Origin of the sequence: Prevotella melaninogenica, assembly GCF_018127925.1 — a bacterium.
Classification (GTDB): Bacteria; Bacteroidota; Bacteroidia; order Bacteroidales; family Bacteroidaceae; genus Prevotella; species Prevotella melaninogenica_C.
In genome coordinates this window covers 1,183,798-1,208,125 of sequence record NZ_CP072347.1, presented here as the reverse complement: position 1 = coordinate 1,208,125, position 24,328 = coordinate 1,183,798, and the positions used below count along the sequence as shown (strand labels likewise).

The following is a 24,328-nucleotide window of genomic DNA, read 5'->3' as shown; positions in this document are numbered from 1 at the left end:
ATGATGGAAAGTAAGTTTATGCGTGCTATTTGCGCAGTACTATTTTGCTCATTCACATTCTGTTATCTGCTTTTCTATCAAGCAGATGTGATGACCGTAGTACAGCACTTGGCTTCAGGAAGGCAAACCTTCTATGATCCAATGTTGGGTGCAGTGCTGATAACATTTACTTTAAAGTTACTCCAAATGGGTGTAAGCTCATTATTTAAGTTGAAGAAGCGTGGCTTTGGCTTGACTTACTTTCCATCTTTTCTTATTCTTACAATTATCTCTGACCTTGGTCCTACAGCTGATAGCGTAACTTTTGGCAATTGGCTATGGATAGCTCCATTGCTCTTGTTGGTTTATACTTTTGTAATGCTCGCTGTCAAACGCTTTGAGCCTTATGAACCAGAATTGCGTAGCTATGGTCCGTTTTCACAGATGATTTGGATAAATCTACTGCTTTTTCTTGGCTTCTTCTTATTTACTGGACTTTTCAGTAATAGTAATCGCTATTTTCATCAGCGAGCTAAAGTTGAGGCTTTGATAGATAAGAAGGATTATGCTGGTGCATTGGATGTAGTACGAACAATGCCTCATACGGATTCTGTAACATCTATGCTAACCGTCTATGCAGTTGCGCGTAGAGGTCATTTAGCAGACAGCCTTTTCTATTATCCTTTGGTGGGTGGGGCAAGTACATTGCGTCCTGGTAAGGTACATTCGTGGCTACAACCTGATAGTGTACTCTATAAAGTTACCCATAATTCAGCTAACTATCAGTTGACAGGTTTCTTGTTAGATCGCAATCTTAATGACTTTGCTCGCTATCTTCCACAGTATTATCCTGCAGATAGCCTTCGTCCACGTTATTATAAAGAAGCTCTCAAGATTCTCTCGCTTAAGAAACGAGGATTAAGACTTATTGCACCTTATAAAAAAGGTAGCTATGCTGCCTATTATTATGCAAAGTAGCATTCTCCTTTATACAATAAATTTAGGTGAAAAATATCTTTACAAATATTGTAAAAATATTCTTTTAAAAACCGAATAAAACACTATTTCTCGGGATGTTTGTAACTTGCAGCGTATCAGTAAGTTGTAAAGATGCTTGCGAAGCGGTACTTAATTGGACTTCAAAAGGGCGTTAATATGACCTCAAAAGGGCATCTTTTGCAAGCCAAGAGGGCGTCTTTTCGAGTCCAATTAAGCATCAATAAAAATCTACGAAAGGAAAAATCCTTACATAATCGCCAATTTGTTGACTTCCTTTTAGCCCCAATAGCCTTTAAAATCTTAAATAGGTGTTGTTTGTTTTTGTAACGACGATTCAATAGAATGTGTACGTTATAAATATATATAGGTGGTTTTAGGATTATAATAGATGTTAGTATGTAATTCGTCTAATACGGAAACGTGATTATTGTGACCTTAATAATTAATTGTGATAAAATAGTTTATTTATGGAATGGAGTGTTTGTATTATTTTCAATAATACCTAAATATGGTGATAAACCTGAATAAAAGGTTGAGTGTTGTGGTATAACTTAGGTACATAATTTCAACAGATTTAGGTATTGTCATTTAATTCAGAAAACTCTATCTTTGCACACAAGTTATAAATATATTAAATAATAACTCAATGATGAAGTTTATATCTGGGGTAACTTTTGCCGTACTCCTTTCTGGTACGACCGCAGTACATGCACAAGTAAATGCAGCCGATTCTGTTATGACACATGCTAAAGGCAATAAGCTAAGTCTTGGCGGATATGGTGAAGCTGCTTATTCTCGTAATTTTTATAGTGATAATGGAAATCGTTACACGACGCCAGGTCTTTATAAGAAGGACCCAAGCCATGGAAGATTTGATATTCCACATGCCGTTATCTATCTTGGTTATGATTTTGGAAAGGGTTGGTCTGTAGGATCAGAGATTGAATTTGAACATGGTGGCTCTGGTTCTGCTATAGAATATGAGGCAGACGAGGCGATTGAGTTTGAACATGAAACAGAGAAAGGTGGAGAAGTTGAACTTGAACAATTCTGGCTTCAGAAATCATTCAGTAAGGCCTTTAATATTAGAGCAGGTCATATTGTAGTTCCATTTGGTTTAGTGAATGCACATCATGAGCCATTAAACTTCTTTACAGTATATCGTCCTGAAGGGGAAAACACAATTCTTCCAAGTACATGGCATCAAACAGGTATTTCTTTCTGGGGTAAGGCAGGCGATTTTAGTTATGTCACACAGATGATTGCAGGATTGGATGCTTATCATTTCAGTCGTGCTAATTGGATTCAGAAAGGTACATTAAGTCCTTTTGAATTCGAGGTCGCTAATAAGTATGGTTTCCTTGCACGTGTAGATAATCATACTATTCCTGGTCTTCGTATTGGTGTTAGTGGCTATGTTGGTCAGGCTATGCACAACAACGTTCCACATGATAGTGAGAAGGGAGAGAAGAAGAAGATTAAGGGTAATGTCTATCTTGGTAGTTTAGACTTCACCTATAATAAGTATAATTGGATTGCACGCGGAAATATTGACTATGGTTATGTAAGCAACGCGCAAGAGATTTCTCAGCTTTCATACCCTAATGTACAATATGTAAAGCCATACGAGTCAGGTAATGGTAAATACTTCGGAAGTCATGCAATGGCAATGATGTTTGAGGTAGGTTATGATGTTTTCTCTCAGATTCACAAGATGCGTGAAGACAATCAGAAGCTTTATGTTTTCGGACATATTGAGCACTATGATTCTTACATTCACGCTACAACAAAACAGTGGACGAATAGAACCGTTCTTGCAACAGGTATTAACTATTATCCTATCCCACAGATTGCTATTAAGGCAGAGTACAATTATCGTAATCTGAAGAAAGGATATAACGATGAACCTTCTATTAATATAGGTATTGCTTACGAAGGTTTCTTCCTCTAAAAAGCAAAGAATAAAGATTGTATAACCATAATTAGAAAGGGATTATAATGAAAAAAGTAACAAAACTTGCGATGTTCCTCCTTGCAGGAACATTAGCTACAGGCTTCGTATCATGTAGTAGTGATGATGATGAAGTTATTAACACAACAATTCTTACACCTGAACAGCAATCTGCTTTAAGCCAGGCCGAAAGCGAAAGTAGAGCAAACGCTAATAAAACAGAGATGGGTAAGGTTGTTGCCAACTACATTGATGAAGTTGTTAAACCTACATATTTAGACTTGGCAAAGAAGTCTGATATTCTTTATAAGGCTTGCCAAAATCTTTATCAGAAACGTAAAGCAGGTACTTTGACCCAGAATGATATTGATGCAGCTTGTGAGGCTTTCAAAGGAGCACGTCGAGATTGGGAGCAGAGTGAGTCTTTCCTCTATGGTGCAGCTTCTGACAATGAGATCGACCCACATATCGACTCATGGCCACTCGACCATGATCAGTTGACAAGGGCTTTAAATAATGCAGATGTTATCTCAGGTATTAATGGCGAGAATCCAACCAAGTATGTTTATGACAACAATGGTAACTTCGACTCTGTGTTAGGTTTCCACGGATTGGAGTTTGTTCTCTTCCGTAATGGTAAGAATCGTACAGTAGCAGACTTCAATGCTGAGAAAGAAACAGAACAAGGTCTTACAAGTGTAGGTACTGTAAACGAAGCAGCCTTTGCAGCAGCTGTTGCAGGTGACCTCCGTAACATGACTTACCTTTTGGAATATGGCTGGTTAGGTACAAGTATCCCAACATCACACTTGAATCAGCTTGCCAACGCAATGTGGGTAGTTAATGGAACACGACACAGAGGACTTTCTGCAAAGAATATCCCATACCGTGATTATTCACAGTTTGCTACAACGGAGAAAGGTATGTTTGCCTCATGGCATGAGACACTGAACAATATATTCATTGGCGGATGCTCTGGCATCTGCGAAGAAGTTGCTTCACAAAAACTTGGTCAGGCTTATCGCAAGGCTACAGGTACTGGTACGGAAAAAGATGCAGCTAACTACATCGAGTCACCATACAGTAAGCGTTCATTCCAAGACTACCAGGATAACATCTATTCTATCAAGAACTCACTCTATGGCGTACGTGGTACAGAGAACATCTCTACCCCAGCTCAGTACTCTATCATGAACTTCTTGAAGAATAACAACTATCCTAACTACAATGAGTTGAACAACGCTCTTAACGAGGCAATTGCAGCCTTGGAGACAGCTAAGAAGAGCGGTATTGCATTCATTGACCAACCAGGTAATCCACAGGTTAAGACTTGCATTGATAAGGTTGATGCTTTGAACGAAGCACTTAATGCTGCTGGTACATGGATTAACAAACAGACAGACAAGTAATCTGATTCTTGCAAATCTGAAAAGCAAATGTCAATAATAAACGTAGCCTTGTCTTCTCTAAGATAAGGCTACGTTTCAAACGTAAATTTAATTATAAAACATTATGAGACACAACAGCTATAGCAATTTTTTACTTGCTGGAGCACTATTATGTTCGTTTGCTGCATGCTCAGACGACAATGTTTCACCAGAAACACCACTAAAGCCATCAGAGCCTGAAACGAAGTACATTGGTCAAGCGGTAGGTAACTTCTCTGCAGACGAATGGTACCCAGGTGGCAAACTTGGTACAACAGAGAACACCGCAGCAGGTGGTTATGAGGACAACACACCAGCTATCGACGAACAAGGCCTAACTGATCTCTTCAACCAAGGAGATATGATGGCAAGTGCTAAGTACACGCTTAGTACTGAACCATACAAAGGTTGGGGCCCTGTAGCATCCCGTCGTTCATGCGAGTATTGCCACTCTGGCGGATATAGCCATGGCCATAGTCGTAATGACATGGAACCAGTAAAGGGCAACGGTTACATCGTTTCTGTTTATACTCCTGATGCCCCAGGTAGCAACAATGGTACACCAATTGACCAGTTGACTACCTTTACGATGCTTCAAGCTGTAGAGCCATTCTTGCCACCAGTAGATCCAAAGCAGATAAAGATTACTTGGCATGATGTTACTTCAATGCCAAGTGGACTCCCAATGCAATTCCCTGATGGTGAGAAGTTTAGTCTTCGTTATCCTTCTGTTGCTATTCCACAGTCTGCTTTCAACACAGACCCAGTGCCAAGCAACTATGAAGTACGTTTGATAGCTTCATGTAACTTCCAAGGTCTTGGTTTGATTGATGCTATTTCTAATGAAGACTTAAAGAAGCAATATGAAACAGAGGGACGCTTTGTAGAGTTGAATCCAGAGTTCTGGGACAATACAACAAAGCAGTTGAAGCCTGAAGCATGGGCAAGTGATTATTTTGGAAACAAGTTCATCAAGCGTTTCAACTACGACTTACTTGATGGCTGTCTTGAGAATGACGTTGCTCTTTGGGACGAGTTGAATGTTCTTCGTTCAGATATCAAGCACATTTGTTCTACAGAGCCATGGGCAAAGGCAATGTCAGAGAACGAGAACGTGATTAGTTACATCCAACAGCATGGTAGTGATCCTAACTCTTACGTACATCCATATTACAATGATGGAACACGTGAAGGTATCAAGAATGCTGTTCGTTATTTGCTTTCTCCAAGCGACAACGTAAACCTCTATAACAATCCTTACTTCAATTTCAAGCCGGAGATGAGTGACGATGCTTATCATGCATTTATGGTTTGGCACAGAGGTATTGCTGTTCCTCGTGCAAGAAATTTGAATGACAAGGATGTACAGCGTGGTAAGGAACTCTTTACTGGTGAGTTAGGATGCGCTCATTGTCATAAGGCTTCTTGGACTACGGGTGCAGACAATCATGGCTCTTCTAAGATTATTGGCAATAAGCAGTTGCCTAAGTATGCTAATCAGAAGATTTATCCTTACTCAGACTTTATCCAGCATAAGTTGGATATGAAGAATGATATTCATGGTTCATGGTGCCGTACAACACCTTTATGGGGTAGAGGTCTGTCACTTATCAACTCTGGTGCAGAAGATCGTCTCCATGATGCTCGAGCACGTAATGAGATTGAAGCAATCATGTGGCATGCTTATAGTAAGAACAGTCAGGCTTATAATGCTGCTGTGAAGTTCTATAAGTTGCCTAAGGCTGATAGAGATGCAGTGGTTAAGTTCATACGCTCTATCTAATAATTTTAGTAAGTAACAAGAACATTTATAGGAAGAAGATGTAGTCTCAGAAGGACTCATCTTCTTCTTTATTATCTTACAGATGCGAACAAAGAAGACGCTTGAAATTATTTATGTTCTCCTTGTAATAGTGATGGCAACGGGGACAATCATTGGGAAATATACCAGTCTTGATTATGTTTCAGACAACATCTTCGGGTCGTGGTGGTTTTGTTTGTTGTGGGCTATTGGTGCTGCAGCAGGCATTGTTTATTTTCTAAAGCGAAAGATTCGTCGACCAATTGTTATAACATTACATTTGTCTTTTGTTGTAATTCTCCTTGGTGCATTGCTAACTCATCTCACCTCTAATAAAGGTGTGGTACATCTTCGACAAGGGAAAGCGATAGATACGTATATTACCAAGGATGGAAACGAGGCTAAACTACCATTTAGTATTCAACTGAACAAGTTTACTGTATCTTACCATGCTGGCAATATGGCTGCAATGGATTATGCATCAAATGTCACACTTATCCAAGGAGATAAGCATGAACAGTATCAGATTTCAATGAATAATATTTACTCTGGATATGGCACACGCCTTTATCAAAGTAGCTATGATGAAGACATGAAGGGTAGTTATCTCACTGTTAATTCCGACCCGTATGGAATTCCTGTTACTTATTTAGGTTATGCTCTTCTGTTTTTCGGACTTATTGCGATGCTGATTGACCCTAAGGGAAACTTCCGGCGTTTGCTCCGTAAGGAAGCAATAGCTGGCATCATGTTGGTGATGGGCTGTTTGAATGTAAGTGCACAACCTGCATTACCACGTCAGACTGCTGACGAGTTTGGAAAGATATTGATTGTATATAATGGACGAATTTGCCCTATAGAGACATATGCTATCGACTTTACCACAAAACTTTATGGTAAGAAGAACTACAAAGACTTTACTCCTTCTCAGGTTTTAACGGGCTTTATGTTCTGGGGACAAGAGTGGATGAAGGAGCCTATCTTAAGACTAAAGGGAGCTGAACTGTGTAATAAGCTGAACTTAAATGAATATATTTCTCCTATGAGTTTGTTTGGACAACAAGGTTATATATTAGGACCTTACCTCCAAGATGCACATAACCAGGAGAATGACAATATATCAAAGCAGTTGCTTGATACGGACGATAAGATGATGCTGTTGATGGAACTAACGCAAGGTAAACCACTCAGAATTTTCCCTTATACGTCTAAAAGTAATACTGTTGACTGGTTTACACCTGCTGATAGATATCCGAAAGATATGCCAAAGGAACAGCAACAGTATATTCGATCTATTCTTCCTTTAGCGGGGCAGCTTGCCAGACAGGGAAAGATAGAGATGCTGAACGAGCTCATTCTGAAACTAAGAAGGTATCAATATAGATATGGTGGCAATACTATTCCATCTGATACAGTGATTAAAGCAGAGGGAATCTACAATCATTTCCCATTTGCAACTATACTTTTTATCTTTAATTTGACAGCAGGTTTACTTTCTGTATTATTCCTTGCACATAAGAAAAGATATAGACTTTTTACCTGGTTAATGTCTCTTTCATGGTGTGTTCTTACCTTTACTTTAGCTCTAAGATGGGTTATTAATGGTACAATTCCACTTGCTAACGGCTATGAGACGATGTTACTGTTATCTTGGCTCATCATGCTTGTATCTGTTTTGACGACAAGGAAGCTACAACTTATGACAACTTTCGGATTACTCATGAGTGGTTTTATGCTTCTTGTAAGTCATCTTGGCGAGATGGATCCAAGTATTACGCCGCGTATGCCTGTGTTGAATAGTCCACTATTAAGCATTCATGTAAGTATCATCATGATTTCTTACGCACTTCTCTCTCTTACGTTTATTAGTGCGATAGCCTATTTCCTTACTTGTAATAGTAAACGAGAAAGCGTTATGGCTGCTAATCGCCAGTTGACCGTTCTTTCACAGATTTTCCTCTATCCAGCCATAACAACATTAGGATTAGGAATATTTATTGGAGCTATATGGGCTAATATTAGTTGGGGAAGCTATTGGGGATGGGACCCAAAAGAAACGTGGGCTTTGATTACCTTTATGATTTATGCTATCCCCTTGCACACCAATTCATTTTCAGCATTAGGTAAACCAAAGAATTATCATCTCTTTATGTTACTGTCATTCTTTAGTATACTTATGACCTACTTTGGTGTCAACTATATCCTTGGAGGTATGCATTCTTATGCTTAAGGTGTACATGTGTGTTGTACTCATATGTTTATTTAGAGTTAAGGAGGGCTTCGCACAAATGGTGTTGACTATTAGCACCATATGTGCGGGGCTGCAACACCATATGTGCGCAGTAGTCGTACACTAATAGATAAGGACAAGAAAAGTTAGTTTTTGCTGTTGCTTACAAACGAATAAGGTCTGAATGTTTCGCACATTCAGACCTTATTCGTTTCTAATATTGTTTTATGTCTCTACAAGAAGTAGTTCTCTAACTCCTTTATCGACTCCTCTGTTATGTCATCAATATTCTTTATAATCTCACCTTTCTCCATCAATACAATTCTGTTACTGATATCTGTTGTATGGTGTAGATTGTGACTTGATATGAGAATAGAAGCCTTATGTTTCGTTTTATACTCTATCAAAAGTTTTTTAAGATGATTCTGACTACTTGGGTCGAGGAAGTTGAAAGGCTCATCAAGGATAACGAACTTTGGACAAGAGAGTAGGGCAGCAACTATGCCAACCTTCTGTTTGTTTCCTGCAGATAGTTCACGGATATATACTTTTCTGCCAAGAACCTCATCGCCAAGGAAGGATTGTAAGTTGTTAAGTCTTTCTTCCATCTCCTGTTCTTCAATGTTATTGACTTTCGCAATAAAGGTAAAGAACTCCTTTGGCGTAAGGAACTCTATTAAAAAACTCTCATCAAGATAAGCAGCTATATAACTTTTCCATGCGTCCTCAAGATGAGAAACCATAGTCACATTGCTGTTAAGATTTGCTTTATCCTGTTGAGTATTTTCATCAGTAAGACAGAAGTTTACGATACCACTGTCTGCTTTGATTAGATTAAGAATCAGACGGAAGAGAGTTGTCTTACCAGCACCGTTATTCCCAACAAGACCAATAATCTCGTTGGAGGGAAAACAAAAATCGGGGATAGACACAGCTGTCTTATCCCCGAAGTTCTTTATAAGGTTATTAACGGATATCGCGACCATGACAATTCTTAAATTTCTTACCACTACCACATGGACATGGGTCGTTTGGACGTGGCATCTTGTCTGCACGATATGGAGTGTGGTTTACTTCCTGTGCGCCTTCGCGGGTGTCATGCTGTGCTGCAGCAACCTGGTTAGGGTCATTTAGTTCCACCTTCTCCTCTCTGTACTGCTGGCTATGCTCCTCTGGTGCAGCCTCCTGAATGTCCTCAGCTGGCTGCATCTCTGGAATCTGACCACGCATGAGTACACTTGCAGTACGATTGTTCATATCGTCAATCATGTTGTCCCACAACTTCACACTCTCCAACTTGAAGATGAGCAATGGGTCTTTCTGCTCGTAAGAAGCATTCTGTACAGAGTGACGGAGGTCGTCTAACTGGCGGAGATTCTCTTTCCAATCATCATCAATGATATGGAGAAGAATAACCTTTTCAAACTGCTTAACAACAGACTTAGCCTCGCTCTCGTAAGCTTCCTTTAAGTCGCATGGAATGTTGTAAACGCGCTTACCATCTGTGATTGGAACCATGATACGCTCATACATTGCACCTTGATTCTCATATACCTGCTTGATGATAGGCCATGCAACAGTCTGGATACGCTCTGTCTTACGTGAGAACGCCTCCATTGCAGCCTGGAAACTGCGCTCAGAAAGTTCAGAAGTGTTACCACCATTGAACTCTTCCTCAGTGAATGGACATTCCATTGCAAGAATCTTCAAGAATTGTTCCTTGCAACCCTCATAGTCGTTGTTCTCAATGATGTTTACGCAACGGTCCCAGATAATGTTAGAGATATCCATGCCGATACGCTCACCCATCAAAGCGTGACGACGTTTCTCATAGATAACTGTACGCTGTTTGTTCATGACATCATCATATTCCAACAGACGCTTACGGATACCGAAGTTGTTTTCCTCAACCTTCTTCTGGGCGCGTTCAATACTATTTGAAATCATTGAACTCTCAATACGCTCACCATCTTCAAAGCCGAGTCTATCCATTACCTTAGCAATACGCTCTGAACCGAAGAGACGCATCAGCTTGTCTTCAAGTGATACATAGAATACTGATGAACCTGGGTCACCTTGACGACCAGCACGACCACGAAGCTGACGGTCTACGCGACGGCTCTCGTGACGTTCTGTACCGATGATTGCTAAACCACCAGCATCCTTCACTTCCTGAGAAAGCTTGATATCGGTACCACGACCTGCCATGTTGGTAGCGATTGTTACTGCACCAAGACCATCTACTGAACGACCTGCCTCGGCAACAATCTGAGCCTCCTTCAAGTGCTGCTTAGCATTCAATACCTGGTGTGGAATCTTACGCATGTTAAGCATCTTACTCAAAAGCTCACTGATCTCGACAGATGTTGTACCAACAAGACAAGGACGACCTTGATTTCTCATTGCCTCAACCTCGTCGATAACAGCTGCATATTTCTCACGTGCTGTCTTATAAACTCGGTCTTCCATATCCTTACGTTGGATTGGACGGTTGGTTGGAATCTCAACAACATCGAGTTTATAGATGTCCCAGAACTCACCAGCCTCAGTAGATGCTGTACCCGTCATACCTGCAAGTTTGTGGTACATACGGAAGTAGTTCTGTAAAGTAATCGTTGCGAAAGTCTGTGTAGCTGCCTCTACCTTTACATGTTCCTTTGCCTCGACAGCCTGATGTAAGCCATCGCTCCAACGGCGACCTTCCATGATACGACCAGTCTGCTCATCGACAATCTTAACCTCACCATTCAAGACAACATACTCATCGTCCTTGTTAAACATGGTGTATGCCTTTAAGAGCTGCTGCAATGTATGAACACGCTCACTCTGAACACCGTAGTGAGCCATCAACGCATCCTTCTGATCGATATATGTTTGCTCATCAATGACCTTATCATCCTTCTGCTTCTCAAGTGCAGAAAGCTCTGTGGTAATATCAGGTAATACGAACAACTGGTCATCTTTTACCTGTGCAGCTAACCATGCTGTACCCTTATCTGTGAGGTCGCATGAGTTCAACTTCTCGTCTGTCACGAAGTAGAGAGGTTCGATGGCCTTTGGCATTTCACGGTTGTTATTAGCCATGTAATACTCCTCTGTCTTCAGCATACCAGCTTTGATACCTTCCTCAGAGAGGTATTTAATGAGGGCCTTGTTCTTTGGCAGTGCCTTAAATGAACGATAGAGGGCAAGGAATCCTTCCTCTTGGAGCTTCTGGAATACCTCTTTATTGTTTGCATTCTTCTGTGCCTCAGCCAACTTGTGGCGAGCTTCTGAAAGAAGTTCTGTAGCCTGCTTGCGCTGAACCTCATAAAGGCTCTGTACCAATGGCTGGAACTCTTCAAACATCTGTACGTCACCCTTTGGTACTGGACCACTAATAATAAGAGGTGTACGAGCATCGTCAATTAACACAGAGTCAACCTCATCGACAATAGCATAGTTGTGCTGACGTTGTACGAGGTCGGCTGGTGATACGGCCATATTGTCTCGCAGATAGTCGAAACCAAACTCGTTATTGGTACCGAAGGTAATATCTGCTTGATAAGCCTTACGACGTGAAGGAGAGTTTGGTTGGTGTTTGTCAATACAATCAACTGAAAGACCGTTGAACATATAGAGAGGACCCATCCATTCAGAGTCACGTTTTGCAAGATAGTCGTTGACAGTTACGACGTGGACACCATTACCAGTGAGGGCATTAAGGAATACTGGAAGGGTAGCAACAAGGGTTTTACCTTCACCAGTAGCCATCTCGGCAATCTTACCTTGATGAAGAACTGTACCACCGAATACCTGTACATCATAGTGAACCATCTCCCATTTAAGGTCGTTGCCACCTGCTGTCCAGTGGTTGTGGTAGATAGCCTTGTCGCCATCAATAGTGATAAAGTCCTTTGAAGGGTCTGCAGCCAACTCACGATCGAAGTCGGTTGCTGTTACGATTGTTTCCTCATTCTCAGAGAAACGACGTGCTGTATCTTTGACAATAGAGAATGCTACTGGCATAACCTCATCGAGAGCCTTCTCATAGTTGTCAAGAGCTTCTTTCTCAAGTTTATCTATTTGATTGAAAATAGCTTCACGATCTTCAATCGGTGTAGCTTCAATTGTTGTACGAAGTTCGGCTATCTTCTCACGTTGTTCCTTACCTGTATCCTGGACATACTTCTGGATTTCCTTTGTCTTTGCACGCAATTCGTCATTGCTGAGTGCTTTAATCTCTGGATATGTAGCCTTAACCTTATCTACGTATGGCTGTATAAGCTTCATATCACGTGTTGACTTATCTCCGAAAAGTGCCTTTAATATCTTATTGAAATTCATTTATTCTAATTGAGTTTGTTATTTATATTAGAGGTTCTCCCTCTTTGTTTACTTCTATATATCTATGTTTTGTAATATTATTTATTATGCTAAAGGAAGTAAACTGGGGGCACGAATCTTGATTCCAGTCCTTAAGGAAGGATTAGGAAGGAATAGTTGTGATTCCTGATTATTATTTGATTGAGATGTTAAAGCAATGGAATAATTGTCGTATAAGTCTGTCACAAAGACTGCTTTGCTTTGTGCAGGCTCTATTTCTTCGTCTTCTTTAATCTGCTTAAAGGCTTCAAGAACTGACAAAATCTCCTGTTCAACACCTTTAAACGCTTGTTTATGGCAAAGATCTTCGATATTGACATCACCCAACGCAATCTTTAGCGCAGACTGATAGCTCTGCGCCTCGACTCCTGTTGCCGCAAGTACGACAAGTAAAGCGGTGATGTATTTATTCATTATCTTTTATTTCTTTGGACTACTCACGGTTGGTACAACCGCTTTATTAATCCGCAAATGTACTATACAATGTAATAGCAAGAATGATGCCACAATTAATATTGGCAGTGGTATTTCTTGGAATAAACTTCCGAAAAGTCCTAAAATGATAAGTACTCCCCATATTTTCCACCATATTACCTTCTTCTTTTTAATTGTACTATAGAGGAAGAACAATGGTAAAGGATTAAAGAATAATAGGATGAAATTCAAGCTAACACATGGATGTTGTGAGAAAATCATAACGAAGAAGATAATTCCCATGAGCCCCGATGTAAGCATTAAAGATAAGTCCCACGCCCAATAAACCTGCTGTCTGCGATAGCTAAAGAGCATCATTACAAGACTGATAACTGCAAATATGAGTGCTATAGATAGCGGAGAAAGTGGAAAAGCTGGTTCTGCCATTTCTGTTTCAGCATCCAATAGTACGTTTGTCTCCTTTACTAAAGGCTTTCCGTTGTATCTTGCTTTGTCAAAGTCACTCCTTAAGTTCTCTGGAAGAAACTGCTGTTCAGACTTTGTTGTCTTACGATCAGCATTCACACCGAGTAGGAGGTCTTCTCCGAATTGTGACCATTCATATTTATTGTTCCATTTATGTATCATAGAACGGAACGTTGCATCTTCTTCTGCTGGTGGATAAACAACCTTTCCATGGAGGTGATTGACGAGCATATCACGTGCCCTTGTGGTACAGTTATCAAAGAAGTAGTTGTAGCGATAAACTACATTTTCAGGCTTCATGTTCTCCTGCAATGCTTTATGGATAACCTCTTTATCTTCAGCTGATAAATTAAGAACCTGTTCGACAACTCCTCGCCCTTCATAACTATATTGAGCAAGGAACATATCCATAGGTTGAACTCCCATGCGATAGTCTGTCATACCAAGAACAAAACGAGGGATAAAGTAGGTTTGGTCGAGGGAGAAAATACCATAGTTGATGGCAAGGTCTTCTCCGCTTTCTTTGTCGTAATATCGAATAGCGGTATGACCATATTGTGCCCAAACTTCTTTACCAGGTGAACAAGTCAAAAGGGATATCTGAATACGATCAGGATTAGTCATAGACTGAATCCCCGCTGTAGCGTTAACAACAGACAGGATGAAAGTCAGTACAATATATAATAATCCCTTTTTCATTTTCTTTGCAAAGGTAGTAAAAAAGCATGAGAGCACAAAGAAAGCTTATTAAAAATCAAAATCCTTTATTGTTTTTCTGCAATATAGATTTTTTTTAATAACTTTGCGCCAATATATTGTTTAGACATATCGTCAGAATAAGAAAAAGATAGCGAATGAAAAAGATAATTGCAGCAGCGTTCCTTGCAGGTCTTGCAGTACAGGTGTCAGCTCAAAGCGGAACTAACTCTCCATATAGTCAGTATGGATTAGGTGCTTTGACATCTCAGGCAACAAGTTTTAATCGTGGTATGAACGGATTGGCATACGGATTTCATGAGCGTAATCAGGTGAACTATGCGAACCCTGCTTCATACGCTTTTGTTGACTCTCTTTCATTCATATTTGATGCAGGTGTTAGCCTTCAGTTGACTAATTTTGAGGAGAATGGCAACAAGGTAAATGCTAAGAATGCTAATCTTGAATACGTTGTTGCGTCATTCAGAGCTTTTAAGCATGTGGGTGTTAGCTTTGGTCTTTTACCTTATACAAATGTAGGTTACAACTTTAGTAACACTCAAAATGTCAATGCTTTCCCAAGTACATCTTCTGTAAATGCTACGTATTCCAATGCTTATAATGGTAGTGGTGGTTTACATCTTGTTTATTTAGGTGCTGGTTGGGAGCCTTTTAAGGGTTTCTCATTTGGTGCGAATATTGGTTACTTGTGGGGAACACTGAATCGTAATTCGACAAATACCTATAGTGACAGTTATGTTAATACATTGTCAAAGAATTACTCTGCACAGGTAAAGAGCTACAAGGTTGACTTCGGTGCACAATATACTTATGCTGTAGATAAGAAGAATGAGCTGACCTTGGGTCTTACTTACTCTCTTGGACATAATTTAGGGACAGAGGCTGAGTGTAATTTGATTTCAACAAATTCACAAACAAGCGTTTCTGATACAACTCGTTATGTTGTATCAAACTCTCTTGAACTGCCTCATACTTTCGGAGTTGGTTTGATGTGGAATCATAATAACCGTCTGAAGTTCGGTGTTGACTATCAGTTGCAGAAGTGGGCTAAGATAAAGTACCCACAATTAACCACAGTCAATGGTACAACAAGCTATAATCTTGTTGATGGACAATTCAATGACCGTCATAAGTTTACATTGGGAGGTGACTACTGCAAGGGCGAACGCTATCGTGGTTTCTTTAGTCGTATGCACTACCGTGCAGGTTTTAGCTATGCAAGTCCTTATCTGAAGATTAATGGTGTGGATGGACCACGCGAGCTTTCAGCAAGCCTTGGAGTTGGTATTCCAATCCTCAATGCTTACAATAATCGCAGTATGTTGAATATCAGTGCAGAGTGGGTGAACCAGAGTGTTACGGGAATGATCAAGGAAAATATGTTCCGTATCAACGTTGGTTTCACATTTAATGAGCGCTGGTTTGCTAAGTTCAAGGTTGAATAATATGCGTTCAAGCCTTTATTCATTTTTTATTGGATTAGTATTATTTACAGTGAGCTATGCTATGGTTTCCTGTTCGGAGGAACGTGAGCATACCGCTCCTGCTATTCATGACCGTGACTCTGTGCCAGTTATGACTACATATGGTGTCAATACACTTATCTCGGATTCAGGCGTTATTAAATATCGTATTGTTACTGAGCGTTGGGAAATTAATGAGAATAGAAGACCTTCGCGCTGGACTTTCAATAAAGGAATCCTACTTACTCAGTTTGATTTGAAGAAACATGTAGTGGGTTATATTCAATGTGACACTGCTGTTTACTTTGATAAGGATCGTCGTTGGGAACTAAGAGGGCGTGTAAGAATCCTTACAGCGCAAGGGCTTAATTTCTATAGCAATGAACTCTATTGGGATGAGCGTAACCATGAGATGTGGTCATATTCTTATTCACACCTCAAGACACCTGATAAGGAATTGCAAGGAAACTGGTTCCATAGCGATGAGCAGATGACAAATTACGAGATACGACAGACAAAGGGGTGGGGCATCTTCTCTAATAATGAGTTTATGTCGCCTGCTGGTTCTCCTCCCTTTACACCTATTGATACCACACGTGTTGATAGCATGAAAGGTCCTGTCGTTAAACAAAAGTAATAATTGTAGTTTGATAAAACTTAAATATTCTTCCCTACCATGTATAATCTCTCTTAAATAGATAGTTTCGTGTTGTTTTAAGCGTTAGTAAGTTTATCCTTACAATCCTTACTTACAACAAGTTGTTTTTCTTTCATTAATCTATTGCATTGCAATTAGTGCTCCGCACCATTGGTGCTAAGCCTTCGCACGACATGTGTGGGGCATCAACACAATCATAGAAGATGAGATAATAGGTTCATAACTGTCATATATAGGAAGAGACTTATGGCTAACATGTACGGGAAATGTTTACCAAGTCGCACTAAATAATAATAAGAAATTGGATATAAATTTAATTATAGGAATTATAATAACAATGGTACTCTCTGCATTCTTTTCAGGAATGGAGATTGCCTTTGTTGCAAGTAATCGTCTTCTTGCGGAGATGGATAAGGAGAAGAATGGTATTGCACAAAAGTGTCTAACCATCTATTATAATAATCCGAATGGTTTTGTATCTACGATGCTTGTAGGTAACAACATTGTTCTTGTTATCTATGGTATCTTCTTTGCTCAGATATTTGATACGACACTGTTTGCATCGTTTGATTCAGCAACACGTGTGATATTAGATACTTTAGCATCAACACTCATCATTCTTTTTACAGGAGAGTTCTTACCTAAGACCTTGTTTAAGAGCAATCCTAACCGCTTACTTACTTTTTTTGCCCCATTGGCATATGTCTTTTTTATTATTCTTTGGCCTATTAGTCGCTTTGCAACTTTTCTTGCGCGAGTCCTTTTGCGTCTTGTTGGTGTAAAGGTGGATGAGAAAGAGTCTGATGGTTCGTTTACGAGAGTAGACCTTGACCACCTCGTACAGAGTACTATTGAGAATGCTAAGAACGAAGATGAAATAGAAGACGAAGTAAAGATATTCCAAAATGCTTTGGAATTTCAAGATACGAAAGTGCGTGATTGCATGGTACCACGTACTGAGATTAAAGCTGTTGAAGAGAATTGCTCACTCGAAGAACTACAGCAAATGTTCATAGAAAGTGGTAACTCTAAGATAGTTGTTTATGAAGGGGATATCGATCATATAAAGGGTTATATTCACTCTTCAGAGATGTTCCGTTCTCCAAAGAACTGGAAAGACCATATCCGACAAATGCCGTTTGTGCCAGAGACGATGGCTGCACATAAACTTATGCAGGTTTTCCTTATCCAAAAGAAAAGCTTGGGAGTGGTTGTGGACGAGTTTGGCGGTACCAGTGGTATTGTTTCATTGGAAGACATCGTAGAAGAAATCTTCGGTGACATTGAGGACGAGCATGACAATACAAAGTATATTGCAAAGCAGATAAATGATAACGAGTATGTCCTTTCGGCACGTTTGGAGATTGACAAGGTGAATGAAATGTTCAATCTTGACTTGCCAGAGAATGATGATTATATGACAGTTGGTGGCTTGTTGTTACATGTCTATCAAAGTTTCCCAAAACTAAACGAAATTGTTACTGTTGGGCAATATGAGTTTAAGATAATCAAGAAGACCATGACAAAAATAGAACTCGTACGGCTAAAAGTCAATAGTACAGAGTAATTTCTGAATGAAAAATTATGATACTTGCCCTTTTTTTTGTATTTTTGTGGGCAATTTGTCATATTGAATAGAATAATTAAAATCAAATAATAAATCTAAAATGGCAGCATTAGGAAAAATCAGAAGCAAAGGTGGCATACTGGTAGCAGCTATCGGTCTTGCCTTGTTTGCATTCTTAGCTGGAGATGCAGCTCGCTCGTGTGATGGAATCAAGGGTGAAGCGCGTCAGCAGATTGGAGAAATCTTGGGCAAAAAGATTAGTGTCCAGGATTATCAGAAGTTGATTGATGAGTATCAGTCCGCAATTAAGTTTACTATGCAGCGTGATAATCTCACTGATCAGGAACTTAATCAAGTAAAGGACCAAGTTTGGCAGCAGCTTGTAAGCAATCGTGTTATCGAGGCTGACGCAGAGAAGGTTGGTCTTACTGTAACAGAGAATGAGATTCAGAACGTATTGAATGAGGGTACTAATCCAATGTTGGTTCAGACTCCATTCGTGAACCAGCAGACTGGTCGTTTTGATGTAAATGCTCTAAAGCAGTTCTTTGATAGCTATAACAAGGCTAAGGCTGCAAAGTCTCCACAGGTAGAGCAGATGCAGGCTATCTATGACTATTGGCTCTTTGTAGAGAAGAATCTTCGTGCTCAGTTGCTCGGTCAGAAGTATCAGGTACTGCTCGCAAGTTGTGTTCTCTCAAACAAGGCTGAGGCTAAGATGGCTTTCAAGGATAATAACGAGGAAAGTCAGATTCAACTTGCTTCTTTGGCTTACAGCACTGTAAAAGATGCTGATGTTAAGGTGACAGACGATGACCTCAAGGCTAAGTATGAAGAATTGAAGCCAGCTTTCCGCCAGAATGTTGAGACACGTGATATCAAGTTTGTTGACTTCCAGATTAAGGCAAGTGCTGCAGACCGCAGTCAGGTTGTTAAGGAGATGAACGACTTCCAGAAGCAACTTGCTTCTGCAGAAGATCCTGCTGCTGTTGTTAGCAAGAGTGGTTCTGAGATTCCTTATCTTGGTCTTCCTGTAAGTAACAAGGCTTATCAGCAGTATCCTGACATTGCATCAAAAATTGATTCACTTTCTGTAGGTACAACTGGTGTTGTTGAAAACGCTCAGGACAATACTTTAAATATCATCCGTGTACTTTCTAAGGCGCAGTTGGCAGACTCAATCCAGTTCCGTCAGATTAATATTGCAGCTGCAACTCCTGATGAGGCACGTGCTAAGGCAGACTCTATCCAGAAGGCATTGGCTGGTGGTGCTGATTTTGATGCACTTGCAAAGCGTTATGGTCAGACTGGTGAGAAGGTATGGTTTACTGGTCAGCAGTACGAGATGGCTCCAAGTATGAATCAAGACAATCGTACATTTATAAATGCTCTGCTCAATGGTGAGGTGAATGCAACGCAGAATCTTGCTCTTACGCAGGGTAACATTATCCTTCAGGTACTTGATAAGAAGGCCTTTACAACAAAGACAACTGCTGCTGTTATTAAGAAGGTCGTAGACTTCTCTAAGGCTACACGCAGCAATGCTTACAATAAGTTCTCTGAGTTTGTTGCTAAGAGTTCTACTGTAGCTGACCTTGAGAAGAATGCTCCTAAGTCTGGTTATCAGGTTCAGTCACTCAATGACATCTCTACGGCTGAGCACTATGTTGGTGGTATTCCTGGTACACGTGACGCGCTGAAGTGGCTCTTCGAGGCTAAGCAGGGTGAGGTTTCACCTCTCTATGAGTGTGGTAATAATGATCACCTCTTGGTTATCGCTTTGACTGCTGTTCATCCACAGGGCTATCGTTCATGGGATGATGCACAGGTAAAGGAAATCCTCAAACGTGAGGTTATTAAAGATAAGAAGGCTGAGAAACTCATGACTAAGCTCAAGGGTGTAAACTCTATTGCAGCAGCTCAGGCTAAGGGGGCTAAGGTTTCTTCTGTTAATCAGATTACATTTGCAGCTCCAGCATTCGTACAAGCAACTGGTTCTGTAGAGCCAGCTCTCTCTGGTGCAGTTGCAGGTACAGCAGCAGGCAAGTTCTCTAAGGCTCCTGTAAAGGGTAATGCTGGTGTTTATGTGTTCCAGGTAGTAAAGAAGTCTATGCGTGCAGGTTCTAAGTACGATGAAACTTTGGTAATGCAGCAGGCTGCTCAGGCAAATATGCAGTTGGTTGGTAACTTTATGCAGGATCTTATCCTCAAGGCAAAGGTTGTCGATAACCGCTACCTCTTCTTCTAAGAGATAACTACACCTTATGTATATAAGACGGATGTACTATCAAAGTATATCCGTCTTTTTCTTTATACAATTTTTTTATGGCTTTAACAAGCTGAATATTGTGTTATAATAATTATTTCTTTGATGCTCTTATTTACCCCAATCTTTATATATTTCTGCACATAATATTTTGAAATGTGCTTATAAATATGTATCTTTGCACAGAGATTGAAATATTGTGCAATGGAAAAGATTCCGAGTTTTAATGAATTAATAGAGAAGAGTATCATCGAACATTGGGACCGTGATGCTCTAACAGATTATAAAGGCAAGACCCTTCAATATCATGATGTTGCAAGAAAGATTGAAAAGTTGCACATTATGTTTGAGGCAAGTGGGGTAAAACGTGGTGATAAGATAGCGTTATGTGGAAGAAACTCTTCTGCTTGGGCTGCTTCTTTCCTTGCAGTACTCACTTATGGTGCGGTAGCTGTGCCTATCTTGCATGAGTTTATGCCAGAGCAGATTCATAACATTGTCAATCACTCAGATGCAAAACTTCTTTTTGTAGGTGATGTCGTTGTGACTCAGATTGACGCCATGAAGATGCCAAACTTGGAGGGAATTATTTATATTCCAGATTACTCATTGGTAGTAAGTCGTACGGATAAGTTGACTTATGCACGTGAACATCTCAATGAGGAGTTTGGACGTCGTTACCCTAAGTACTTCCGTCCAGAGCATATACACTACTATCGTGAGCAGAGTCCAGACGAACTTGCTTTGATAAATTATACCAGTGGAACCACAGGTCGCTCTAAAGGTGTAATGCTTCCATACCGTTCTTTGTGGAGCAATGCTGATTTTGCTAAGCATGTTTTAGGCCATGTAATTAAGCCAGGAGATAATGTTATCAGTATTCTCCCAATGGCTCACATGTATGGAATGGCATTCGAGTTTATCTATGAGTTCCTCTCAGGTGTTCACATTTACTATTTGACACGTATCCCTTCTCCTGCTATTATCTCTCAAGCACTTCAAGAAGTAAAGCCCGTTATTATGATTGCTGTACCTTTGGTAATTGAGAAGATTATTCGTAAGAAGGTATTCCCAAAGATTCAGAACAATCGTATGCGTCTTCTGCTGAATATGCCAGTAATTAATAAGAAGGTACGTGCAAAGATTCGTGAGCAGGTATATCAGGCCTTTGGTGGTAATCTTTACGAGATTATTATTGGTGGAGCAGCTCTCAATGGTGAAATCGAGAGTTTCTTACGTCGCATAGAGTTCCCATATACTGTAGGTTATGGTGCAACAGAATGTGGTCCAATTATCTGTTATCGTGATTGGAAGACCTTTAAGCAAGGCTCTTGTGGTCAGGCAGCTTTACACCAGGAAGTACGTATCAATAGTTCTGATCCAGTAAACATACCAGGTGAAATCTTGACCAAGGGACCTAATGTTCTTCTTGGTTACTATAAGAATGAAGAAGATACAGGTCAGACGATTGACAAGGATGGTTGGTTCCATACCGGTGACCTTGGTTTGATGGATGAGGATGGTAACGTCTTTATTAAGGGACGTTCTAAGAATATGCTTCTTGGAAGTAATGGGCAAAATATCTACCCAGAGGAGATTGAGGATAAACTTAATTCTCTGCCTCTCGTAAGTGAATGTTTAGTTATTCAGAGTGGTGAAAAGCTTATTGCCTTAGTTCATCCTGATTATGACGAAGCTCAGAACTTAGGACTCAATGCGGATGACCTCAAGAATATTATGGAGGAAAACCGCACACAGTTGAATACAATTGTACCAGCTTACTGCAAGGTTGCTGAGATACGTATTCAAGAAGAGGAGTTTGAAAAGACACCAAAGAAGTCAATCAAGCGATTCTTATACACAGAATAATCTTTTATTCTATTAGAATATCGGGGATATAAATCCTCTTTTATCCAGCATTTTATGCAACTATGGGTAGAAGGGAATTTATGTCCCTCTTTTTTTTACCCTTTTGATAGATTGATTTATAGTTGAGGAATTCTAACTTTGCCCTTTATTATAGTACTACAATAGTTAGTAATGTAAAATAAATTCACATAGCCAATTTATAAAGACCACCAAATAGCTTGCAATTAACGCCCTTTTGGCTTGCAAAAGGTGCCCTTTTGGAGTCTTATTAACGCCCTTTTGAAGGCTAACTAAGCACCTTTTAAAAGGCTATCTTGTAATGTTTTGAGTGTGAGTTGATTACAAAGGTGTGATGTGAGGCTATTTTTATGTGTAAAATAGCATGTTGATTTGTAAGTTTTGTAATGTTTTTTCTTTCCTTCTAATATACACTCATCAGACTTATTTTAAGCTGATGAGATAGAATTAATCGGCTATTATTAACCCTGAACTTTAGAATGAAATATGCGATGGCAGACAAAACTATAACATTGTTAGTGATCTGCCAGTATCCCATAATAATCGTTTTGCCCAACGGAGAACAACCAATGCGCTGACAACGGCTACTGCTGAGTCAATCCAAGTAATATTCCAAAACATGGCACATAGTATTCCAATGATTGCTCCAATCTCTGTTAGAGCATCTGAAAGGACGTGGAGGTAGGCTGCATGGCTATTGTAGTCTGCTGCACCATGATGTCCATGAAGGATTGAAGCACTAATAGTGTTTGCTACCAAACCTATTCCTGCTGTTGTTAATGCCAATTCATAGTTATGGATTTCTCCATGTGTAGAGAATCGTTCTACTGCTTCTACGATAATAAAGATAGCTGTGAGAATCAGAAATATACCACTTGTAAAAGCAGCTAAGTTCAGTATCTTTTCTGTATCGTAATGGGCCGTACCCTTGTTTTGTAAGTAGCGTACTAACACGTAGGCTGCCCAATTGAGTCCGATAACCAATACGTGTGAACCCATGTGAACGCCATCTGCAAAGAGTGCCATTGAGTGGGAAGATAGTCCCACAACAATTTCAGCAAGCATAACACAGAAAGCGAAGACTACCACAAAGGCAGTACGTTTTTCTTGTGAAGAACGTTCTATCTTGTTTGACATTGTTTTCTTTAATTCCTAATGTATAGTTATATATGCTTATGAATCAAGATTCAGAAGCCATAACCCTTAATCTTTAGTTGTTTATAATTCCGAAATGTATGAAGGCATTTCGTATGCCGTCCTCATCTACACTTGTTGTGACATAGTCAGCCACAGCCTTTACTCCTTCATAGGCATTTCCCATTGCAACACCGATACCGGCTGTTTGGAGAATCGTCATGTCATTGCCACCATCACCGAAGGCAATACATTCTTCCAAACCGATACCGAGATGCTTTGACATCTGCTTCAATGCGTTCCCTTTGTCAGCTCCTTGTATAGTAATATCGGTGAAACTTGGATGCCAACGTGCTGATACACAGTGTGGCATTGAAGGAGAAATAGCCTTCTCATCTTCTTCACTGAAGAAAGGAGTTAGCTGCAGAACAGGTTGGCTGAGCAGTGGCTCTACAGGTTTATTGATATCGATGTTGTTAACACCCAAGGCTTGGACGAAGATTTCGTCAAAGATAGGTTTATGATTATGAAGTGCAACAACATCTCGACCACATACCAAAACGGCATAGTCGCGACGGTTAGCATCCTCAATCATTGCTCGTACCTCGGTTTTGGGAATAGGCATCAAAGTGATATCTTCTTCGCCAACAAAGGAACGCGCACCATTAAAGGTGATATATCCATCAATAAGATGTCGGATGGCATCAATGTTATTAATAATGGCTACAGGGCGTCCTGTGGAGATGAAAATCTTCACGCCTTGTTCTTTTGCCTGCTCAATAGCCTTTATCGTAGATGCTGGAATCTGGTGCGTCTTAAAGGATACTAACGTGCCATCTATGTCGAAGAATGCAGCTTTTATTGCCATGATGAATCACTTTTAGAGTACAAAGGTACAAAAATATCTTGTAATCAAGTGAATTTATGGCTATGCAGTCAGTCTAAATAAATTAAATACTGCTCCTTACGGCTCGTTCCTTATTT

The 24,328-nt window shown here is 40.0% G+C and carries 16 protein-coding genes; 10 read left to right on the top strand and 6 right to left on the bottom strand.

Annotated elements, in window-relative coordinates; all coding sequences use genetic code 11:
* The 5 genes from J4861_RS04570 (at window position 1) to J4861_RS04550 (ending at window position 8,387) form a co-directional block, all read left to right on the top strand.
* Window positions 1–957 carry a hypothetical protein gene (locus J4861_RS04570; RefSeq protein ID WP_211815972.1) on the top strand — a complete coding sequence of 319 codons (957 nt, stop codon included), beginning with the start codon at window positions 1–3 and terminating at the stop codon, window positions 955–957.
* 667 nt (window positions 958–1,624) lie between these two features.
* Window positions 1,625–2,929, top strand: coding sequence for a hypothetical protein (locus J4861_RS04565; RefSeq protein ID WP_211815971.1), 1,305 nt, complete (start codon window positions 1,625–1,627; stop codon window positions 2,927–2,929).
* A gap of 47 nt (window positions 2,930–2,976) precedes the next feature.
* Complete coding sequence (locus J4861_RS04560) at window positions 2,977–4,338, top strand: imelysin family protein (protein ID WP_211815970.1); 1,362 nt, start codon at window positions 2,977–2,979, stop codon at window positions 4,336–4,338.
* Between the two features lie 103 nt (window positions 4,339–4,441).
* Window positions 4,442–6,139, top strand: coding sequence for a di-heme oxidoredictase family protein (locus J4861_RS04555; RefSeq protein ID WP_004359892.1), 1,698 nt, complete (start codon window positions 4,442–4,444; stop codon window positions 6,137–6,139).
* A gap of 82 nt (window positions 6,140–6,221) precedes the next feature.
* Complete coding sequence (locus J4861_RS04550) at window positions 6,222–8,387, top strand: cytochrome c biogenesis protein CcsA (RefSeq protein ID WP_211815969.1); 2,166 nt, start codon at window positions 6,222–6,224, stop codon at window positions 8,385–8,387.
* Window positions 8,388–8,620: 233 nt separating this feature from the next.
* Here the strand turns inward: J4861_RS04550 and J4861_RS04545 are convergent, their stop codons facing one another.
* The 4 genes from J4861_RS04545 to J4861_RS04530 form a co-directional block, all read right to left on the bottom strand.
* The gene (locus J4861_RS04545) at window positions 8,621–9,373 is read right to left on the bottom strand and encodes an ABC transporter ATP-binding protein (protein ID WP_211815968.1); all 753 of its coding nucleotides are present in this window, start codon (window positions 9,371–9,373) and stop codon (window positions 8,621–8,623) included.
* A complete protein-coding gene (gene secA, locus J4861_RS04540) occupies window positions 9,354–12,713 on the bottom strand; it encodes a preprotein translocase subunit SecA (RefSeq protein WP_211815967.1) in 3,360 nt (1,119 codons plus the stop codon). Before secA ends, J4861_RS04545 begins: the two co-directional genes overlap by 20 nt.
* Before the next feature lie 84 nt (window positions 12,714–12,797).
* Window positions 12,798–13,166 carry a hypothetical protein gene (locus J4861_RS04535; RefSeq protein WP_211815966.1) on the bottom strand — a complete coding sequence of 123 codons (369 nt, stop codon included), beginning with the start codon at window positions 13,164–13,166 and terminating at the stop codon, window positions 12,798–12,800.
* 6 nt (window positions 13,167–13,172) lie between these two features.
* Window positions 13,173–14,351: an Lnb N-terminal periplasmic domain-containing protein gene (locus tag J4861_RS04530; RefSeq protein WP_211815965.1), complete on the bottom strand. Its 1,179-nt coding sequence runs from the start codon at window positions 14,349–14,351 to the stop codon at window positions 13,173–13,175.
* A gap of 155 nt (window positions 14,352–14,506) precedes the next feature.
* Between J4861_RS04530 and bamG the strand changes: the two genes are divergently transcribed.
* The 5 genes from bamG to J4861_RS04505 all read left to right on the top strand — a co-directional run bounded on the left by bamG (window position 14,507) and on the right by J4861_RS04505 (window position 22,192).
* The gene (gene bamG, locus J4861_RS04525) at window positions 14,507–15,814 is read left to right on the top strand and encodes a BamG family beta-barrel-assembly machinery protein (RefSeq protein ID WP_211815964.1); all 1,308 of its coding nucleotides are present in this window, start codon (window positions 14,507–14,509) and stop codon (window positions 15,812–15,814) included.
* Between the two features lies 1 nt (window position 15,815).
* The gene (lptC, locus tag J4861_RS04520; RefSeq protein WP_211815963.1) at window positions 15,816–16,469 is read left to right on the top strand and encodes an LPS export ABC transporter periplasmic protein LptC; all 654 of its coding nucleotides are present in this window, start codon (window positions 15,816–15,818) and stop codon (window positions 16,467–16,469) included.
* Between the two features lie 322 nt (window positions 16,470–16,791).
* The gene (locus J4861_RS04515; protein ID WP_211815962.1) at window positions 16,792–18,057 is read left to right on the top strand and encodes a hemolysin family protein; all 1,266 of its coding nucleotides are present in this window, start codon (window positions 16,792–16,794) and stop codon (window positions 18,055–18,057) included.
* Window positions 18,058–18,157: 100 nt separating this feature from the next.
* Complete coding sequence (locus J4861_RS04510) at window positions 18,158–20,305, top strand: peptidylprolyl isomerase (protein WP_211815961.1); 2,148 nt, start codon at window positions 18,158–18,160, stop codon at window positions 20,303–20,305.
* Window positions 20,306–20,527: 222 nt separating this feature from the next.
* Window positions 20,528–22,192, top strand: coding sequence for an AMP-binding protein (locus J4861_RS04505; RefSeq protein WP_211815960.1), 1,665 nt, complete (start codon window positions 20,528–20,530; stop codon window positions 22,190–22,192).
* 522 nt (window positions 22,193–22,714) lie between these two features.
* On the opposite strand, the gene J4861_RS04500 is transcribed toward J4861_RS04505, so the two are convergent.
* Window positions 22,715–23,347, bottom strand: coding sequence for a cation diffusion facilitator family transporter (locus tag J4861_RS04500; protein WP_211815959.1), 633 nt, complete (start codon window positions 23,345–23,347; stop codon window positions 22,715–22,717).
* A gap of 73 nt (window positions 23,348–23,420) precedes the next feature.
* Window positions 23,421–24,212, bottom strand: a complete 792-nt coding sequence (locus J4861_RS04495) for a Cof-type HAD-IIB family hydrolase (protein ID WP_211815958.1) — start codon at window positions 24,210–24,212, stop codon at window positions 23,421–23,423.
* Window positions 24,213–24,328: the final 116 nt, after the last annotated feature.

What these genes read in the sequence shown, in the direction of transcription:
- J4861_RS04570 (WP_211815972.1), top strand. Translation starts at nt 1, where the DNA reads ATGATGGAAAGTAAGTTTATGCGTGCTATTTGCGCAGTACTATTTTGC.
- J4861_RS04565 (WP_211815971.1), top strand. Translation starts at nt 1,625, where the DNA reads ATGATGAAGTTTATATCTGGGGTAACTTTTGCCGTACTCCTTTCTGGT.
- J4861_RS04560 (WP_211815970.1), top strand. Translation starts at nt 2,977, where the DNA reads ATGAAAAAAGTAACAAAACTTGCGATGTTCCTCCTTGCAGGAACATTA.
- J4861_RS04555 (WP_004359892.1), top strand. Translation starts at nt 4,442, where the DNA reads ATGAGACACAACAGCTATAGCAATTTTTTACTTGCTGGAGCACTATTA.
- J4861_RS04550 (WP_211815969.1), top strand. Translation starts at nt 6,222, where the DNA reads ATGCGAACAAAGAAGACGCTTGAAATTATTTATGTTCTCCTTGTAATA.
- J4861_RS04545 (WP_211815968.1), bottom strand. Translation starts at nt 9,373, where the DNA reads ATGGTCGCGATATCCGTTAATAACCTTATAAAGAACTTCGGGGATAAG.
- secA (WP_211815967.1), bottom strand. Translation starts at nt 12,713, where the DNA reads ATGAATTTCAATAAGATATTAAAGGCACTTTTCGGAGATAAGTCAACA.
- J4861_RS04535 (WP_211815966.1), bottom strand. Translation starts at nt 13,166, where the DNA reads ATGAATAAATACATCACCGCTTTACTTGTCGTACTTGCGGCAACAGGA.
- J4861_RS04530 (WP_211815965.1), bottom strand. Translation starts at nt 14,351, where the DNA reads ATGAAAAAGGGATTATTATATATTGTACTGACTTTCATCCTGTCTGTT.
- bamG (WP_211815964.1), top strand. Translation starts at nt 14,507, where the DNA reads ATGAAAAAGATAATTGCAGCAGCGTTCCTTGCAGGTCTTGCAGTACAG.
- lptC (WP_211815963.1), top strand. Translation starts at nt 15,816, where the DNA reads ATGCGTTCAAGCCTTTATTCATTTTTTATTGGATTAGTATTATTTACA.
- J4861_RS04510 (WP_211815961.1), top strand. Translation starts at nt 18,158, where the DNA reads ATGGCAGCATTAGGAAAAATCAGAAGCAAAGGTGGCATACTGGTAGCA.
- J4861_RS04505 (WP_211815960.1), top strand. Translation starts at nt 20,528, where the DNA reads ATGGAAAAGATTCCGAGTTTTAATGAATTAATAGAGAAGAGTATCATC.
- J4861_RS04500 (WP_211815959.1), bottom strand. Translation starts at nt 23,347, where the DNA reads ATGTCAAACAAGATAGAACGTTCTTCACAAGAAAAACGTACTGCCTTT.
- J4861_RS04495 (WP_211815958.1), bottom strand. Translation starts at nt 24,212, where the DNA reads ATGGCAATAAAAGCTGCATTCTTCGACATAGATGGCACGTTAGTATCC.